The organism is Rudaea sp. (assembly GCF_057139185.1).
In genome coordinates this window covers 31888-49078 of sequence record NZ_DBNHDN010000046.1, presented here as the reverse complement: position 1 = coordinate 49078, position 17191 = coordinate 31888, and the positions used below count along the sequence as shown (strand labels likewise).

General features: G+C 68.2%; 13 protein-coding genes. 7 read left to right on the top strand and 6 right to left on the bottom strand.

All coding sequences use genetic code 11. The features are described 5' to 3' along the window. Nucleotides 1-45 precede the first annotated feature (45 nt). Nucleotides 46-1362: an exodeoxyribonuclease VII large subunit gene (gene xseA, locus AC16HO_RS16555; protein ID WP_395641934.1), complete on the top strand. Its 1317-nt coding sequence runs from the start codon at nucleotides 46-48 to the stop codon at nucleotides 1360-1362. 52 nt (nucleotides 1363-1414) lie between these two features. Further along, a complete protein-coding gene (locus AC16HO_RS16550) occupies nucleotides 1415-2527 on the top strand; it encodes an alpha/beta fold hydrolase (protein ID WP_395641933.1) in 1113 nt (370 codons plus the stop codon). 20 nt (nucleotides 2528-2547) lie between these two features. Here AC16HO_RS16550 and def read toward each other — a convergent pair whose 3' ends face one another. Beyond that, nucleotides 2548-3081, bottom strand: a complete 534-nt coding sequence (def, locus tag AC16HO_RS16545) for a peptide deformylase (protein ID WP_395641932.1) — start codon at nucleotides 3079-3081, stop codon at nucleotides 2548-2550. A gap of 168 nt (nucleotides 3082-3249) precedes the next feature. On the opposite strand from def, the gene AC16HO_RS16540 reads away from it, so the two are divergent. Genes AC16HO_RS16540 through AC16HO_RS16525 form a run of 4 tightly spaced genes read left to right on the top strand, consistent with a single transcriptional unit; the run spans nucleotide 3250 to nucleotide 7203 of the window. After that, a complete protein-coding gene (locus AC16HO_RS16540) occupies nucleotides 3250-3801 on the top strand; it encodes an RNA polymerase sigma factor (RefSeq protein WP_395642165.1) in 552 nt (183 codons plus the stop codon). Beyond that, nucleotides 3798-4784, top strand: coding sequence for a hypothetical protein (locus tag AC16HO_RS16535; RefSeq protein ID WP_395641931.1), 987 nt, complete (start codon nucleotides 3798-3800; stop codon nucleotides 4782-4784). The genes AC16HO_RS16540 and AC16HO_RS16535 overlap by 4 nt, the downstream gene beginning before the upstream one ends. Then, nucleotides 4781-5377 carry an IMPACT family protein gene (locus AC16HO_RS16530; RefSeq protein ID WP_395641930.1) on the top strand — a complete coding sequence of 199 codons (597 nt, stop codon included), beginning with the start codon at nucleotides 4781-4783 and terminating at the stop codon, nucleotides 5375-5377. The genes AC16HO_RS16535 and AC16HO_RS16530 overlap by 4 nt, the downstream gene beginning before the upstream one ends. Nucleotides 5378-5430: 53 nt before the next feature. Next, a complete protein-coding gene (locus AC16HO_RS16525; RefSeq protein ID WP_395641929.1) occupies nucleotides 5431-7203 on the top strand; it encodes an ABC transporter transmembrane domain-containing protein in 1773 nt (590 codons plus the stop codon). A 43-nt stretch (nucleotides 7204-7246) separates the two neighbouring features. Here AC16HO_RS16525 and AC16HO_RS16520 read toward each other — a convergent pair whose 3' ends face one another. After that, nucleotides 7247-9997 carry a protein kinase domain-containing protein gene (locus AC16HO_RS16520; protein ID WP_395641928.1) on the bottom strand — a complete coding sequence of 917 codons (2751 nt, stop codon included), beginning with the start codon at nucleotides 9995-9997 and terminating at the stop codon, nucleotides 7247-7249. A gap of 65 nt (nucleotides 9998-10062) precedes the next feature. After that, the gene (locus tag AC16HO_RS16515) at nucleotides 10063-10608 is read right to left on the bottom strand and encodes an ECF-type sigma factor (RefSeq protein WP_395641927.1); all 546 of its coding nucleotides are present in this window, start codon (nucleotides 10606-10608) and stop codon (nucleotides 10063-10065) included. A gap of 181 nt (nucleotides 10609-10789) precedes the next feature. Here AC16HO_RS16515 and AC16HO_RS16510 point away from each other — a divergent pair, with 181 nt between their 5' ends. Further along, complete coding sequence (locus tag AC16HO_RS16510) at nucleotides 10790-12373, top strand: di-heme oxidoredictase family protein (RefSeq protein ID WP_484335592.1); 1584 nt, start codon at nucleotides 10790-10792, stop codon at nucleotides 12371-12373. 106 nt (nucleotides 12374-12479) lie between these two features. Here AC16HO_RS16510 and AC16HO_RS16505 read toward each other — a convergent pair whose 3' ends face one another. From AC16HO_RS16505 to AC16HO_RS16495, 3 genes are read right to left on the bottom strand one after another with little or no spacing between them, the layout of a single operon-like run. Continuing rightward, entirely contained in the window at nucleotides 12480-13223 is a 744-nt protein-coding gene (locus tag AC16HO_RS16505; protein WP_395641925.1) for a hypothetical protein, read from the bottom strand. 9 nt (nucleotides 13224-13232) lie between these two features. Then, entirely contained in the window at nucleotides 13233-13886 is a 654-nt protein-coding gene (locus AC16HO_RS16500) for a hypothetical protein (protein WP_395641924.1), read from the bottom strand. Continuing rightward, complete coding sequence (locus AC16HO_RS16495) at nucleotides 13883-17116, bottom strand: CHAT domain-containing tetratricopeptide repeat protein (protein ID WP_395641923.1); 3234 nt, start codon at nucleotides 17114-17116, stop codon at nucleotides 13883-13885. Before AC16HO_RS16495 ends, AC16HO_RS16500 begins: the two co-directional genes overlap by 4 nt. Nucleotides 17117-17191 lie beyond the last annotated feature (75 nt).

Here is a 17191-nt window from a genome sequence, read left to right as displayed (position 1 = left end):
TTCTGCCCGTCATTCCGGCATGCGCCTGAACAACGGCATCCGTGCATGTCCGAGCCTTCAAACAACGAACGTGAAATCTTTTCCCCGAGCCAGCTGGTGCGCCTCGCGCGCGACCTGCTCGAAGACACGTTTCCACTGATCTGGATCGAAGGCGAGATCTCGAATTTCTCGCGGCCGGCCTCCGGCCATCTGTACTTCAGCCTGAAGGATGCGCAGGCACAGATCCGCTGCGCGATGTTCCGCAACCGCTCGATGCTGCTGCGCTTCAAACCGGCGGACGGCACGCGCGTGCTCGCGCGCGCGCGCGTGAGCCTGTACGAGGCGCGCGGCGAATTCCAGCTCATCGTCGAGCATCTGGAGGAGGCCGGCGAAGGCGCACTGCTGCGCGCGTTCGAGCAGCTCAAGGCGAAGCTCGCCGCCGAAGGCTTGTTCGACGCGGCAAAGAAACGGCCGCTACCGTCGTTGCCGCGGCGCATCGGCGCGATCACCTCGGCCACGGGCGCAGCGATCCGCGACGTGCTCAGCGTGCTGGCGCGGCGTTTTCCGCTCGTCGAGGTCGAGGTGATCCCGGTGCCGGTGCAGGGCAAGGAGGCACCGCCGGCGATCATCGCCGCACTGAACGCGGCCTCGCAGGCGCGGCGCCACGACGTGCTGTTGCTCGCGCGCGGCGGCGGCTCGCTCGAAGACCTGTGGGCGTTCAACGACGAGGGCGTCGCGCGCGCGATCCGCGCGAGCGCGATTCCGGTCGTCAGCGCGATCGGGCACGAGGTCGATTTCACCATCGCCGATTTCGCCGCCGACCTGCGCGCACCGACGCCCTCGGCCGCGGCGGAAATCCTCGTGCCGGATGGCGCCGCGATCCTGCGCGATCTGCGGCGCGACGAGACGCGGCTGCAAACGCTTGTGCTGCGCCGCCTGCAGAACGCCGCGCAACGCCTCGACCATGCCTGGACACGCCTGCGCACGCAACACCCGCGCGCGCGCCTGCAGCGCGGCGGCGAACGCCTCGCGCACTTGCGCGCGCGCCTGCAGGCGCAGCATCCACTGATCCGCCTGGCTCGGCGCGACGAGCAACTCGCCGCGCTGAAGCAACGCTTGCATGCCGCGATCGACCGGCGTCTCGACCGACGCCGACACGAACTCGCCGAACTCGCGCGCACGCTCAACGCGGTCAGTCCGCTGGCGACCTTGCAGCGCGGTTACGCGATCCTGCTCGACCGCGACAGCGGCGAGGTATTGCGCACCGTCGAACGGGCGCGACACGCCACCCGCCTCGTCGCACGCCTCGCGGACGGCGAGCTTGCGTTGCGTCACGAACCTGGTAGGCGCGTACGAAATACGCCGCAATCCGGCCACGATTGATGCGTACCGCCTTGCGGCGAGAAACCACGGCTGTCTGCTTGCACTCTTCCCCATGCAACGAATCGATCCGGTGACCCAGATGCTGCGCAAATGCCCGCCTTTCCTTTCCGCTCTCCTCGCACTCGTCGTCTGCGCATCCGCGCACGCGGACGCGTGGCCGACACCAAGTGAGGGCGACTACACGATCAAGGACTTTCGCTTCGCCAGCGGCGAGACGCTGCCCGAGCTGCGCCTGCACTACCGCACGCTCGGCAGGATCCATCGCGATCGCAAGGGGCACGTCGACAACGCCGTGCTGATCATGCACGGCACCGGCGGCGCCGGCACGCAGTTCCTCAACGACCACTTCGCCGGGCAACTGTTCGGTCCCGGCCAGCCGCTGGATGCGGCGAAACACTTCATCGTGCTGCCCGACGGTATCGGCCACGGCAAGTCGAGCAAGCCCAGCGACGGGCTGCGCATGAAGTTCCCACACTACGACTACGACGACATGGTCAAGGCCGACCATCGGTTGCTGACCGAAAAGCTCAAGGTCGATCACCTGCGCCTGGTCATGGGCACTTCGATGGGCGGCATGCACAGTTGGGTCTGGGGCGAAACGTATCCGGACTTCATGGACGCGCTGATGCCGCTCGCTGCGCTGCCGGTCGAGATCGCCGGACGCAACCGCATGTTCCGGCGCATGTTCATGGACGCGATCCGCAACGATCCCGAATGGAACAACGGCGACTACACGAAGCAGCCTCGCGGCCTCGCCGACGCGCTGCACATCCTCGTCATCATGGGCTCGGTGCCGCTGCAATGGCAGAAGGACTACCCGACGCGCGACGCCGCGGACAAGTATCTTGAAGACCGTATCGCCACGCTGATGCAGCAGGACGACGCCAACGATTGCCTCTATCAGGTCGATGCATCGCGCAACTACGATCCGCAGCCGAAGCTCGGTGCGATCAAGGCGCCGCTGCTCGCGATCAACTCGGCCGACGACCAGATCAACCCACCCGAACTCGGCATTCTCGAACGCGAGATCCGGAACGTCACGCATGGCCGCGCCATCGTCATTCCGATCAGCGCGGCGACCCACGGCCACAGCTCGCACACCTGGGCGGCGCTGTGGAAAGATCACCTTGTCGAATTGCTGGCCTCCTCGCGGCCGGCGCGCTGAATTCCACGCGCGCGCGAAAGCTACTCGTCGGCGCCCGGATCGAGGTCGGGGAACAGGATTTCGGTGAATCCGAACTTGGAAAAGTCCGTGATGCGCGACGGATAGAGCCGGCCGATCAAGTGATCGCATTCGTGCTGCACGACGCGCGCATGGAAACCTTCGGCCTCGCGCTCGATTTTTTCCCCGCGCGGATCGACGCCGGTGTAGCGGATCAGCGAATAGCGCTCGACCGCGCCGCGCAACCCGGGCACGGACAGGCAGCCTTCCCAGCCCTCCTCCTTGTCCTGCGACAGCGGCGTGACCTCCGGGTTGAGCAGGACCGTGCGTGGTACCGCGGGTGCGTCGGGATAGCGTTCGCTGCGCTCGAAACCGAAGATGACGAGCTGCAGGTCGACGCCGATCTGCGGCGCGGCGAGGCCGACGCCGCCCGCGGCCTGCATGGTCTCGAACATGTCGGCGACCAGCGCATGCAGTTCCGGGGTGTCGAACGCCGTGACCGGCCTGGCGACGCGCAGCAGGCGCGGATCGCCCATCTTGAGGATTTCTCGGACCACGCGGCACCTCCTTCGTTCTCGACGTACCCGTTCGGCGCATCCTAACCCCGCCAACGTTTGCTCCGCGTTACATCGCGCATGGCCGCCGTCGTTTCCGCCGCCCATTCCGGCATCCGCGCAAGCGGTGCCGCTGCCGCGCGCGCGGAATTTGTCGTACCCTGCGCGACAATGGGGACCGAGAAGACCGACGAGGAATTGATGCTTGCCTATGCGCACGGCGATGCGCCCGCGTTCGACGCGCTCTACCAGCGTGCGCGCGGCATGCTCTATCGCTTCATCCTGCGCAGCGTGCCCGAACGCGCCGTCGCCGACGAACTGTTCCAGGACACCTGGAGCCGCGCGATCCAGGCGCGCGCACGCTATCGTATCGAGGCGAAGTTCAGCACCTGGCTGCTGCAGATCGCGCACAATCTGATTGTCGACCACCTGCGCCGCAAGCGGCCGCAGGCCGACGTCGACGAGACCGAATACGTGCTCGGCCTGCTCGATGCGCCCGAACACGAGCGGCCCGAGGAAGTGCTGAGCGATTTCGAACAACGCCGGCGTCTGCAACTGGCGCTCGAGGCACTGCCCGACGAGCAGCGCGTGGCCTTTCTGCTGCGCATGGAATCGAACCTCGGTCTCGATGAAATCGCGCAGGTGACCGGCGCGGGCCACGAGACGGTGAAGTCGCGCCTGCGCTACGCCTTCGGCAAAATACGCGAGAGGCTGGCCGAATGAGCGACATCCGCAAACCCAGGCAGACCGCATCGCCGGGACAGGACCTCGACGCCGGATTCGATGCGTTCCTGCGCGAGAATGATTCACGCATCAAGACGCTGTATCGCAAGCTACCGCATCCGGAGCCGGATACCGAACTCGATTCGCGCGTGCGTGCGCTGGCGCGCCGGGCCCTGCACGGGCAGACTGCGCAGCCCACGCCGCCCGCACGCGCGCGCCGCTGGCTGCCCGCCTTCGCGACGGCGGCGACGCTGATGCTCGTCGCCGGGCTGGCCTGGCGCCTGGTACCACCGCACGCACCATCGCGCGAAGCCCTGCCGATGGCGGATTCCGCGGCACCAACGGCCAGCGCCGCGGCAAGCGGCAATGCCGCGCCCGTTGCCCAACAACCCATCGCGGCTGCGCCAGCGCCGCAAACGTCGGCCAAGGCCGCGATGCAAGAACCGCGGGATCGTTACGCGATGGGCGGTGAGGCGAAGGCCGCACCGGACGCCGCTGCCGCGGCGAACGACACGGTCGCGGCGTCACCGCAGCCGGCGGCACCCGCATTCGCAGCGCGCGCCGACGCCGAACCTGCAGCGTTTCCGCATGCGACCGAAGCGGCTCGCGCGGCGAGCGCTTTGCCTTCCAAACCGGCGCCGTCACCCGCGACGGCCGCGGCGCCGCGCCTGGCCGCGACCAAAGGCCGCGCCGAAACCACGCCGGAGCACAGCCACGATTCGCTTGCGCAAGTGCGCGGACTCACCATCGACGCCGATCCTTCCGTCCCGACACGCTATCGCTGGAAGGCGCCGGGCGACGCGGCGACGCCAGCGCGCAGCGGCACGTATCCACCCGACCCGCCGCCGCTGCCCGGCTGGGTCGAAATCGTGCGCAGGATGCTGCGCGATGGCCATCGCGACGCGGCGAAGCAGGCACTCGCCGAACTGCGCGCGCGCCACCCGGACTACCTCGTCCCTGGCGATCTGCGCCCGCTCGAATGAGTGTCACGCGCTTCGTACCCATAGCACCGGCGACGCTGCGCCAGGAGGTGAGGAAAAGTATATTTTTGGCAAATGCCGCGAATGCCGCCTCGCCCGAAGCAGCGCTCGATTTCATCGCCGCGGTCTCCGACCGCGACGCAACGCACAACTGCTGGGCCTGGCGCATCGGCCAGCAATACCGCTTCAGCGACGACGGCGAACCGGGCGGCACCGCCGGCCGACCCATCCTACAGGCGGTTGACGGACAGCGCATGGACAACACCGTCGTCGTCGTCACGCGCTGGTACGGTGGCATCAAGCTCGGCGCGGGCGGCCTCGCGCGCGCCTACGGCGGAGCCGCCGCCGAATGCCTGCGCCTCGCCGCGAAGACGGAATGGGTGGTGATGTCGGCGGTCGAATTCTTCCTGCCCTTCCCGATCCTGCCACTGCTGCACGCGCGTCTGGCAGAATTCTCGGCGACGATCGAGCACGAACGATTCGACGCAAACGGCGCCGTTCTGCGCGTCGGCCTGCCGGCAGCGCGCGTCGAAGCCTTCGACGCCTGGGTCGTCGCTGCGACACGCGGTCGCAGCGCGGCGCGCCGGGTGGATTGAAATCGCGTTTCCCGGCACCATGCTGGCACTGCATTCCTGCCTGAGCCGAGCGCGTGTCCGCCACTTCCGAATCCGAAAACGCACCACGCAGCCGCTACTCGGCCTTGCCGCTGCTCTGGCCTTATCTGCGGCGCTACCGCGGCCTGGTGGCCGGCTGGCTTGCGTTCCTCACGCTGTCTTCGCTCGCCACGCTGACCCTGCCCGTCGCCGTACGCGCGATGATCGACCACGGCTTCGTCAACGCGAACCCGGCGGTGATCGACTCCGGTTTCCTCGGCTTGCTCGGCGTCGCCGGCGTGCTCGCGTTCGCGACGGCCGCGCGCTATTTCTGCATCACCCTGCTCGGCGAACGCACGGTCGCCGACCTGCGCCGGCAGCTCTATGCGCACCTGCTCACGCTCGACCAGCCTTTTTTCGAGCGCACGCGCGTCGGCGAGCTGACTTCGCGCCTTTCGGCCGACACCGAACTCGTGCAAACGGTCGTCACCTCATCGCTGTCGGTCGCGCTGCGCAGCGTGGTCACCGCACTCGGCGGCACGGCGATGCTGGTCGCGACCAGCCCGCGCCTGGCCGGCTACGCCGCGCTCGTGATTCCGCTCGTGATCGCGCCGATCGTGCTGATGGGGCGGCGCCAGCAGCGTCTGGCGCGCGCCAACCAGGATCGCATCGCCGACGCAGCGGCGATCGCCAACGAAACGCTCAACGCGACCTACGCGGTGCAGGCCTATGCGCGCGAGCCCTACGAGATAGCACGCTACGACGACGCGATCGTGCGCGCGATCGCCACCGCGAAGAAACGCATCGGCCAACGCGCGATCCTGACCGCGCTGGTGATCCTGCTGATCTTCGGCGCGATCACGCTCGTGCTGTGGAGCGGCGCACGCGGCGTGATGGAAGGCCGGCTCAACGTCGGCGTGCTGAGCCAGTTCGTGTTCTATGCGGTGATCGCGGCGGGCTCGATCGGTGGCCTTACCGAGGTGTGGAGCGAGATCGCGCGCGCCTCGGGCGCGATGGAGCGTATCGGCGAACTGCTTGCGACGCAGCCGTCGATCCGCACGCCCGCGCAACCGGTCGCACTGACCAGACCGCTGCGCGGCGAGATTCGCTTCGAGCACGTCGAATTCCGCTATCCGTCGCGCCCCGAAGCACCGACGCTGCACGACTTCAGCCTGACCGTGAAGCCGGGCGAGACGGTGGCACTGGTCGGCCCCTCCGGTGCCGGCAAGAGCACGGTATTCCATCTGCTGCTGCGCTTCTACGACGCACAGCACGGCGCGATTCTCGTCGATGGCATCGATCTGAAGCAACTCGCCCTGCCCGATCTGCGCGGCGCCATCGCGCTCGTGCCGCAGGACACGGTGATCTTCGGCGCGAGCGCACGCGACAACATCCGCTTCGGCAGCGTCGGTGCCAGCGACGAAGAAGTGGTCGCCGCGGCGAAGACCGCCGAAGCGCACGACTTCATCGCCGCCCAACCCGACGGATACGACACCTACCTCGGCGAGCGCGGCGTGCGGCTGTCGGGCGGGCAGCAGCAGCGCATCGCGATTGCGCGCGCGCTGCTCAAGGACGCGCCTATCCTGCTGCTCGACGAAGCGACGAGCAACCTCGACGCGCAGTCCGAAGCCGCGATCCAGCAAGGTTTCGAGCGCCTGATGCACGGCCGCACCACGTTGATCATCGCCCATCGTCTGGCCACGGTGCTCAAGGCCGACCGCATCGTCGTCATGGACGCCGGCCGCATCGTCGCCCAAGGTACGCATGCGGAACTGCTGCAGGCGGGCGGGCTGTACGGCGAACTGGCGCGCCTGCAGTTCGCCGCCTGAGCACGGCGGCTTCGTCTCTGCGCGACGGCTCGCGCGCTGCCTCTCATCGATGTGATGACGCTGGCATCGCGGCGCGCCCCGCTGCGGCGATGCGGTGCATCTCCGCGATCCGGTCGGGATGCTTCGCGTCGCTCGCCGCATCGTAGTCGATCGCCGCCTGCGCCGCTGCGGCGGCCTCGCCGGGCCGTCCCGCGGCGGCGAGCACGCGCGCCTTCAGCACCAGCATGTCGAAGCGCGAGACGCCCTTCGGCGCAATCGCGGCGTACCTCGGCTCGATCTCGAGAATTTCGCTCGACGCCGCTTCGATGCGCTTGAGCGCGAACAGCGCGGCTGCGCGCCAGTAGCGCGTGTACAGCTCGGACTGCAGCATGCCTCCTTTGACCTGCCGGTTGATCGCGAGCACCTGGTCTGCTGACGCGATGGCAGCTTCGTATTTTCCGCCCTGTACCTGCGCAACGACGAGGATGTCGAGGATGAATGCATAGGCCGGGCTCTGGTCGCCAGTGCGCTTCTTCTGCAACTCAAGCGCCTCGCGCAGATCGCGCTCGGCGTCGTCGAAGCGCGACAGACGACTCCAGGCGCGCGCACGGAACGCGAGCAGACGCGGGCAGACGTTGTCGTCGATTTTTGCCTTGCGGCAGGTGTCCACGCCCTGCCCGAACCAGTGCGCGGCTTCCTCGAACTTGCGCTCGCCGAGATAGAGCTTGCCCATGCCGGCAATGCCGTAGAGCGTGCGCGAGTCTTCGTTGCCGAATACCGCGCGACGCATGTCGAGTCCGCGGCGCGCGTAGGGTTCGGCTTCGGCGAAGCGCCCCTGCGCGATCAGGAAAGTCCCGTACATGCCGACGTTCCATGCGCTCGCCGCATTGGGCTTGTCGAAGAACCGGTCGGCATAGGCGATCGCGTCCTTGTATGCGGTTTCCGCGCGTGGCATGTCGCCGATGGCCTCCGCACCGATCGCGATCGACTGGTACAACTCGATGATGCTCTGGCTCGGCTTCGCACCGAGTTTCTGCCACAGCCCGAGCGCCGCGTCGGCCGCATCGATGCCGTCGCGAAAGCGATGGGCGTCGATCAAGCCGCCGGTCTCGCGGATTGCCGTGTCGAGCAACCTGGCGGGATGTTTCGCCGCGTCGACCGATGCGAGTTCGCGCGCGCGATGCAGCAGGGCGAGACCGTCGGCTTCCTTGCCGGCGTGGTTCAAGGCGAGACCGAGCGCGACAAGGCCATCGACGCCGATGCCGTCGTTGCGCGCGAGCAATTGGCCGCGCAGCGGATCGAGCACGGCCACGGCGTCGGCGTTGCGTTCCGTGTCGCCGAGAGCGACCGCACGCAGGATCTTCGCGTTCCACCACGGCGCATCGCCGGAGCCGTACAAACGCTCGACCTCGGGCGCGGCGACGTCGAGCAGGCTCAGGCTGCGCGCATTCGCGCCGACGCTGTGCGCGACTTTCGCCAGGGTCAGCAGCAGGTCGACGCGCAGGGCGTCGGAAAGATCGCCGCGATCGGTCAATTGCCGCGTCGCCTGATCGACGATGTCCTGCGTCGTCGGGCGTTTGTCGAGCGGCAGATCGGCGCCGGCCGATTCGAAGATGGAGACCAGAAAGTCGCGCACCGCGTTCGCGCGCGCTGCCTGCTGCCGCGCGAGATTCGCCTGCCACATCGCGACGGCCAGTGCGGCGAACACGGCGAGCGTGAGCAGGGCCGTCGCGGTCACGCCGCCGCGGTGCCGGCGGATGAATTTGCCCGCCCGGTACCAGCGCGTCGGCGCGTGCGCGGCGACCGGGCGGCCGCGGAGATAGCTTGCGACGTCGTCGGCGAGCGCATCGGCCGAGGCGTAGCGGCGTCCGGGTTCGGCGGCCAGCGCCTTCATCGCGATGTTGTCCAGATCGCCGCGCAGCACGCGCATGCGCGCGGCATCGACCGCCGCCGCACTCGGCTGCGCTACCCGATCGTCGACACGCACCTCGCGCAACGCCCGCCCGCTGATGAGCTCATGCAGAACGCAACCGAGACCCCAGATATCCGTCGCGGTGGTCACGCTGCCGCCGTTACGCTGCTCGGGTGCTGCGTAGGCGGGCGTGTACGCCTGCGTCGCGGTCGCATCGCCACTGTCCGCATCGAGCAGTTTGCCGATGCCGAAGTCGAGCAGCACGGGTGTACCGTCTTCGCGCACGAGAACGTTCGCCGGCTTGATGTCGCGATGCACGATCAGATGCTGATGCGCATGCTGCACGGCGCGGCAGATCTGCACGAACAGTTGCAGGCGCGCGGGAATGTCCAATGCGGCGGTTTCGCACCAGGACAGCAGCGGCGCGCCGTTGACGTATTCCATCGCCAGATACGGCGTGCGATCGGGCGTTTCGCCCGCGTCGAGCAGACGCGCGATGTTCGGATGATTGAGTTCGGCCAGCAGCGCGCGCTCGCGCGCAAGGCGTTCGCGCGAGGCGGCGGTCGGAATGCCGCGGATCAGCTTGAGCGCGACCTTCTGCGGGGTGTCGCCGAGCAGGCGTTCGGCCAGCAGCACGGTGCCCATCCCGCCCGCGCCGAGTTCGCCGAGGATGCGATAGGCGCCGATCTGCGTCTGCATCGGTGCAGGCATGCCGGTCACCGCATCGAGCGCGACATCGAGAAAGCCCGTGTCCTGCGCATGCCGCGCGAGCAGCCGCTCGACTTCGGCGACGATCTGCGCGTCGGGCTCCTGCGTGGTCAGGAAATCGCGCCGCTCGTGCGCCTGCCGTTCCAGCGCGGCATGGAACAGCGTTTCGATGCGCGAGAATCGTGAACTGTCCAAGCAAGCCTCGAAGCGTTGTCGAACCCTAGAAACGCAGAACCGGGCTCGCGCCCATCACGAAGTTTTCATTGCAGCCGCTCGCGCAGCCAGGCGCGCGCGAAACGCAGGTCGCGCTCCACCGTGGGCACGGAAACGTCGAGCGTCTGCGCGATCTCCTCCTGCGGCAAGCCAAGCAGCAACGACATTTCGACGACGCGGCATTTGCGCGCATCGAGCGCTTCGAGTTCGGCCAGCGCGCGTTCGACGCCGAACCATGCTTCCGGCCCGGCCACGGCGATGCCGGCAGCGGCGGCGAGGCTGATCGTGGCGAGCCCGCTGCCGCGTTTCTCCGCGTGATCGCGGCGCAGCGCATCGATCAAGGCCTGGCGCAGGGCAAGCGCAACCGTGCGGAAGAAATGCACGCGATCGACCGCATCGAGCGGCCTCTGCAACAGGCGCAGGAACGCTTCATGGGCGAGTTCGGTGGTTTGCAGCGGCGCGCCGCCGCCGGCAAGCCGCCGCGACGCCATCGCGCGCAGGTCGGCATAGACCAGATCGGCGAGCGCGCGCGGCGCGGCTTCGTCTCCGGCGCGCCACGCGGCGAGGAGGTCGGTCACGCTGTCGGCGCGCATGCGAATGATGGCTCCCAGGACCCATTTGCGTAACGGTGAAGTAGCGGCAACCCACCGCTACGTTTCCCTCGCCGTTTCGCCCCTTACGTCCGGCCGGGGCAGTCTACATCAGCATTTGCAACGGGAGCATTCCACGATGGACGCAGTATCGATACGAGATGACCGAAGCTTGGCCCGAGCCGTGGTCGGGGTATTCGTGGCGACGATCATCGCCACTGCCATGCCGTCGGCATATGCGCAGCTCACCGACGCTACCCAGACCCGGCCGGGCGTTCCCGGCGGTGCGATCGGCAAGTCGCTGCAGCAGCAGATCGGCGCGGGTCGCGGCGACGAATTCACGCCGGGCAGTTCGCTTTACCTGATCGCGCGCGATCCCGCGCGGGCGATCCGTCGCGGGCGCCAGTTGTTCCAGCGCAAGTTCACGTTCGAACAGGGCCAGGGGCCGCGCGTGGATTCGCTTTCGCACGGCGACATCATGGCGCACCCCGCGCTCGGCGCCGGCCTGACCGACAGTTGCGCGGCCTGCCACGGCCGTCCGCGCGGTGCGGCCGGATTCGGCGGCGACGTGGCGACGCGGCCCGACAGCCGCAATGCACCGCATCTTTTCGGCATCGGTTTGCGCGAAATGATCGCCGATGAAATGACGAACGAACTGCGCACGATCCGCGACGTGTGCGGACTCGTCACCACTATCACCGGTATGTCGATCACGCTGCCGCTGACCAGCAAGGGCGTGTCGTTCGGCTGGATCAAGTCGCTGGCGGACGGCGGCTGGGATACCTCGCAGGTGCAGGGCGTCAATGCCGACTTGCGCGTGCGCCCGTTCTTCCACGACGGTCGCGAGTTCTCGCTGCGCGCGTTCGCGGTCGGTGCGTTCAACGACGAGATGGGCTTGCAGGCTGCAGATCCGTTGCTGTGCGCCGCGAACGATGCGGCCAATCCCGCCGCGGTCACCACGCCGGCCGGCCTCGTGCTCGATCCGAAGCTCGACACGATCAAGGCTGCGCCGACCTGCTCGAGCAGCGACGATGCGGACAAGGACGGCGTCGCCAACGAGATCGATCCGGCGCTGCTCGATTACATGGAGTTCTATCTTCTGAACTACTTCAGCCCCGCGATCGGCAAGCAGACCGAACGCGCAGTGCAAGGACGCGCGCTTCTCGACGGCATCGGCTGCACAGCCTGCCATGTCGCACGCTTCAGGATCGAACACGATCGCCGCGTCGCCGACGTCGACACAAAATACGACCCGGCGCGCGGCATCCTCAACCATCTCTATTCGAGTGTGACCACGATGTTCCGAGTCGTCGCCGATGGCGCTGCGTATCCGAAACTCTTGCCCAAACGCCAATCGTTCGTCGTCGACAACCTGTTCACCGACTTCAAGCGCCACGATCTCGGGCCGCTGTTCCACGAACGCAACTACGACGGCAGTCTGCACACCGAGTTCATGACCACACCGCTGTGGGGAGTCGGCACCAAGTCGCCCTACGGTCACGACGGCCGCAGCACGAATCTCGAGGAGGTGATCCTGCGCCACGGCGGCGAGGCGCAACCCGCGCGCGACGCCTTCGCTGCGCTCGACGACGACAGCCAACACATGCTGATCGAGTTCCTGCAGACGCTGGTACTGTTCCCGCCCGACGACACCGCGTCGAGCCTCGACCCGGGCATACCGGGCAGCATCGCGCCGCAGGACCCGGCCCAGCACGGCAGCATCGCCCTGTCGGCGCTGTTCCAGATTCCGGCAGAAGGTACCGAGTAGCGCCGGTGGTACGGGTATGCCGACGACGCGCTCGCCTGTGCTTGCCGCGACGCGACGTCGTCGTCCGCCGTCGAACCACGCCCGCCTCGCCCGGGGCGGAACCGGATCACCGCGACATGGGCATCTGCACGTCCCAGGACGACACCGGAAAATCCTCTGCGCCTTGTTCCGCCACGACGACGCGACGCGTATCGGGACCGAGATCCGCCGCCGGCACGACCGCTTCGACAAAGCGATACGGGCCCGCCGCGCGCAGCCGAAGGCCACGAGCCGCGAACAGGATGCGTTCGCCATTGGCGACGCTGAGCACGTAACGCGACGATGACGTTGCCGCACCGTCGCCGATCTGCGCCTGAACCCGCACGTCGCCGGCATGCGCGGGCAACGCAATCGGATCCGACACGCCGCGTTGTTGTCCGGCGAGCAGCGTCACTACCGGCAAGGAAGCCGTGTTCGCCGCTTGCTCCGCAGGCGCCGGCACGAGTGTCCACCAGCGAACGCCGACGACGGCGAGCAGCAGCGATGCCGCGATTGCGGCCGCGAACCCCGCGCGACGCAACCCGGGTGCACACGTCTTCGGCGCCGGGACCGGCATCGGCGCGATGCGTTGCGCGTCGATGAGAGCCCTGGCGAAGCGCACACGCCAGGCGTCGCGCGCGCGCACGAGGCGTGCATCGGCCGTCGGCAGGCGTCCGCACGCACAATCGTCGATCAGATCGCACTCGATGGCATCGATGCGGTTCGCCAGGTCGACATCGACGAACAACTGTCGTTCAAGCTCGGCGCTGTGCCGGACATCGAGTCGGCACAGCAGCCAGTCGCGGATTTCCGGATCGCCCATCTCAGTCATCGCGGCCAGTCATCGTGGTTTCGGGTTGTTGTCATGATCGAGAGTGTCGGTTCGCCCGGTTCCATCACGACGCCGATCCGGCGCCACGCCCTGCGTACGCCGGCGCACGCAGGCCTCGAGCGCTTCGCGCAGGCGCAATGCGCGGTTGCGCAGGGCATTCATCGACACGCCGAGCCGGGCGGCGAGATCGCGTCGCGTGGCGATGCGTCGCGCATCGTCGTCGCGATAGTAGGCGAGCATCAGCTCCGTTCCGCGCGCACCGAACTCGCGCAGGCAGGCACGCAACGCGGCGAGCAGGAGCGGGTCGGTTGATTCGACCTCATCGACTTCGTCCTCGACCGCGGCGATCGCTTCCTGGCGCACGGCCTCGTGCCGAGTACGCCGCTCGCGCGCCTCGAACAGCATCAGCTTGGCAATGCCGAATGCGTAGAGCGCCGCGTTGTCGATGACGGTGCCTTCGTCGAGACGACGCGCAAGCCGGTCGAGCGCACCGTCGGCCAACGATTCGGCATCGACCGGTTCACTCTGGCGGAAAAACAGGACGAGTCGACGGCGCAGCTGCTCGTAGTCGAAACCGGCAGCGTCGGCGCGCAGGCGCTCGATCAGTCCATGCAGGCGGCGGCGGGCGACTTCGCCGGTGTCGGCCGCGGCGTCGGCGCTCATCGCCAGTCTCCGTGCACGACGAAGCCAGCCCAGTAGTACGGCGACGCCCAGCGCGGATCGTGGCGCATTTCCGCCTGCGCGGTGCTCAGCGCGTTTTGCGGCGAGGCATGCTTGCGCAGCAGCTCGCGATAGAACTTCTCCATGAGTACGGCGCTGGCGCGATCGTCGACCGGCCACAGGCTGGCAACGACGCGCCGCGTGCCGGCATAGAAAAACGCGCGCGCCAGGCTGTACGCGCCTTCGGAGCCCTGCATCCTGCCGACACCCGAATCGCAGACGCTGAGCACGACGAGGTCGGCCGGCATGCGCAGGTTGTAGATGTCGTTCGCGCGCAGGAAACCATCCTGCGCATTGCCATCGGCGTCGTACAGCGAAAGCACGATGCCGGACATTTCCGGGTGGCGCAGGTTGAGCAGCGCGTGTGTGGCAAAGTGTACAAGTGAAAATCTATCCCATCGCGCCGCAACGGCCGCGCCGCGGTTCGCGGCAAAGTCGAGCGCCAGCCACAGGCTGCCCTGCGGCGCCAGCGCGGCTATGCCTTGCGCCTCGCGCCGCGTATTGGGCAAGCGCGTCAGCCTGGCGATGCCGGCTTCGGTCATCGCCCGCGACAGCATCGTGCCAGCCTCAGGCAGAGCGCCGCCCGCGTGACCATGCAGGCGCGCGTCATCGCTGCGGAAAACCGGATCGGCGAAGATCGCCAGCGCGTCTGTCGCTGCCGTGGGACGTGGCAGCGCGCGCAGTCCACGCAACGTCGCCAGCGAAGGCAGGTACACGAAAGTCGATCCGGGCGCCGTTCGCGCCGATGGACCTTGCGCGAACGGCAGCAGGGCGAATGGCAGCAGTTGCAGGTCGCCGTCGGCAACCACCACGATCTGCGCTCGCAGGCGGGCGCGCGTCGCCGCGGGCAGGATGCGTTCCTGCAGCGCGCGTGCCTGCGCCGCGACTGTGGCGTCCGCCGACGCATCCTCCTCGGCCAGGCGTTCCATCGGCACCGACGCCGGGTGCGACCCGCGCGCGAGCAACGCCGCGCGCAACGCCGCCACCGGCTGCTCGATCGCCGCACGCGCCGGCAGCACCTGTGCATCGACGCCAGCGCGGGTGATCGACCAGACATAGCTGCGCTCGTCGCCGAGCCAGTATTCGAGCACGCTGACATCGTCGTCGAGCAGTTGTCGGCGCACATCGTCGAGATCGAGGCGCAGCGGGCGCATCAGGTCCGCGTAGCGCGGACTCGATTCGCGCACGCGCGCACGCGCGGTGTCGAGACGGACATTCGCCGCGTCGAGCGCTTTCTGCAGCAGTTCACGGCGCTCATCGCCCGCGGCGGCGGACACGCGTTCGAGTTCATAGGCGGCGGCGTGCACGTCGTCCTCGGCATCGCGCTCACGCGCGAGCAACGCGGGATCGACCCCCTTGTGGATGTCGATGCCGCGTTCGGTCAATTGGTCCTGCAGCGACCGCGCGCGGGCGCGTTCCGCGACCAGCAGCGCAGCGGACGCATGGCCGGCATGCGGCTCACGCCGATGCAGCTGCATCAGGATGTCGATGTACAACTGGTAGTAGGCGCGCATCGACGAGAAATAGCTGGTGCGCAGATGCAGGTTGCTGAGTCGGGCGCGCTCGGATTCAACCAGATCCAGCGCCTGTTCGATGAGTCGCCCGGCACTACCGAGGTCTCCCGTCTGCTGCGCGGTTCTGGCCAGCGCCGCCAAGGCCGCCGGCTGCTTGCTCAGCGCGCGCGTCTGTCGCGCGAGGTTGAGCGCGCGCGCATAGTGTGCCTGCGCCGCCACGAATCGGCGCTGGCGGCTTTCGAGATCCCCCTGGGCGAGTTCGATCTCGATGATCTCGTCCTGTGCGCCTTGCGCGGCGGCCACCTCACGCGCCGCGGCGAAGCGGGTTTGCGCCTGGTTCCAGTCCGCGCGTTCTAGCGCGACAAGGCCGAGGCCGCGCAGGCTGTGTGCGCGTTCGCGCGCGAAACCGCCGGCGCTGCCGAGTTGCAAGGCTTGCCCGTACAGCTTCGCGGCGGCATCGACGCGGCCGGCGGCGAGCTCGGCGTCGCCCTGGTTCGCGAGCGCCTCGGCCACCGCCGGCGGCTCCTTGTTCGCCACGGCGGCGGCTTCGGACCTCTTGTAGGCGGACAACGCCTCGTCGGCTTCGCCCGATTCGCGGTAGAGGTTGCCGAGGTCGCTCCAGGCCATGTTCTCGACCATCGGATACGGCGTCCGCCGCAGGTCCTCGAATACTTGCGCGAACACCTCGAGCGCGCGGCTGTATTCGCCCCTTCCCATCAGCACCGCTGCGAGGCGCTCGCGGCAGAAGGCGACCCCGGGCTCATCGCCAGTCGCCAGTGCGAGTTTCAGCGCTTCCGCCGCGGCATCGAACGCCTTGCCCTTCTGCCCGGTTTCCGAGTAGTCGACAACGATATTGCCGAGCACGACGCCCTGGAAGCGCTCGTCGCCGGTCTTGCGGTACAGCGACAACGCACGCTGCTGCGCGGCGATCGCGCCGAGCCGGTCGCCCTGATACGCCAGGCTGGCGCCGAGCGTGCGTTCTGCTTCTGCCTGGTAGGCCGATACGGACGCATCGCCGTTGCGCTCGCAAGCGGCATCCAATGCTGCACGCGCGGCCGCCTGCGCCTGGGCGTAGTCGCCCAGCGCAAACAGCAGCCGCGCGTGGCCGGACAAGGTCCGCCGCACTTCGCAGGAATCCCCGACGGACTGCCACGCCGCCAACGCGTCGCGATAGGCTTGCGCCGCGTGCGCCGCCGCGGTCCGGTCGATGTTTCCCGCCTCGAAACTGCCCGCCGACCTGCGCAGGTCGTTGGCCGTCGCCAGCAGCATCTGCGCGGCCGCGCGACGACGGTCCGCGTCGGTCGCCGCATGCGCCGGACCCAGCGCGATTTCGAAAGCGCCACCCAGTTTCGCCGTCACCGACAAACGCATCGCGGCAGCGTCGGCGGGTAACAGCATCACGCGCTGCACGGCCTGCTTGCCCGCGTCCACCTGGAACGAGGGACGGGTGGACCCGCCGGCGAAGCGCAGTGCGATCGTGTGCAGGCCAGTCTGACGCAAGCTCACTTCCGCGGCCTGCCCGGAAGGCAACTGCACGACGTAGTCGCGATGCTGCCCGGCGTTCAATTGCGCGCTGTACGCTTGCCCGGGCCTCAGAACCTCGGCGGGGCCATCCGGCGTCGCGCGCGCGAACGCGGCGATGCATATGGCGGCGAACATCGCCGCCACCCGAATCCGAACCGATACTGCTGCCCAGCGCGCGCTCACGACGCCCCCATGCCGCCCAGGTGGATA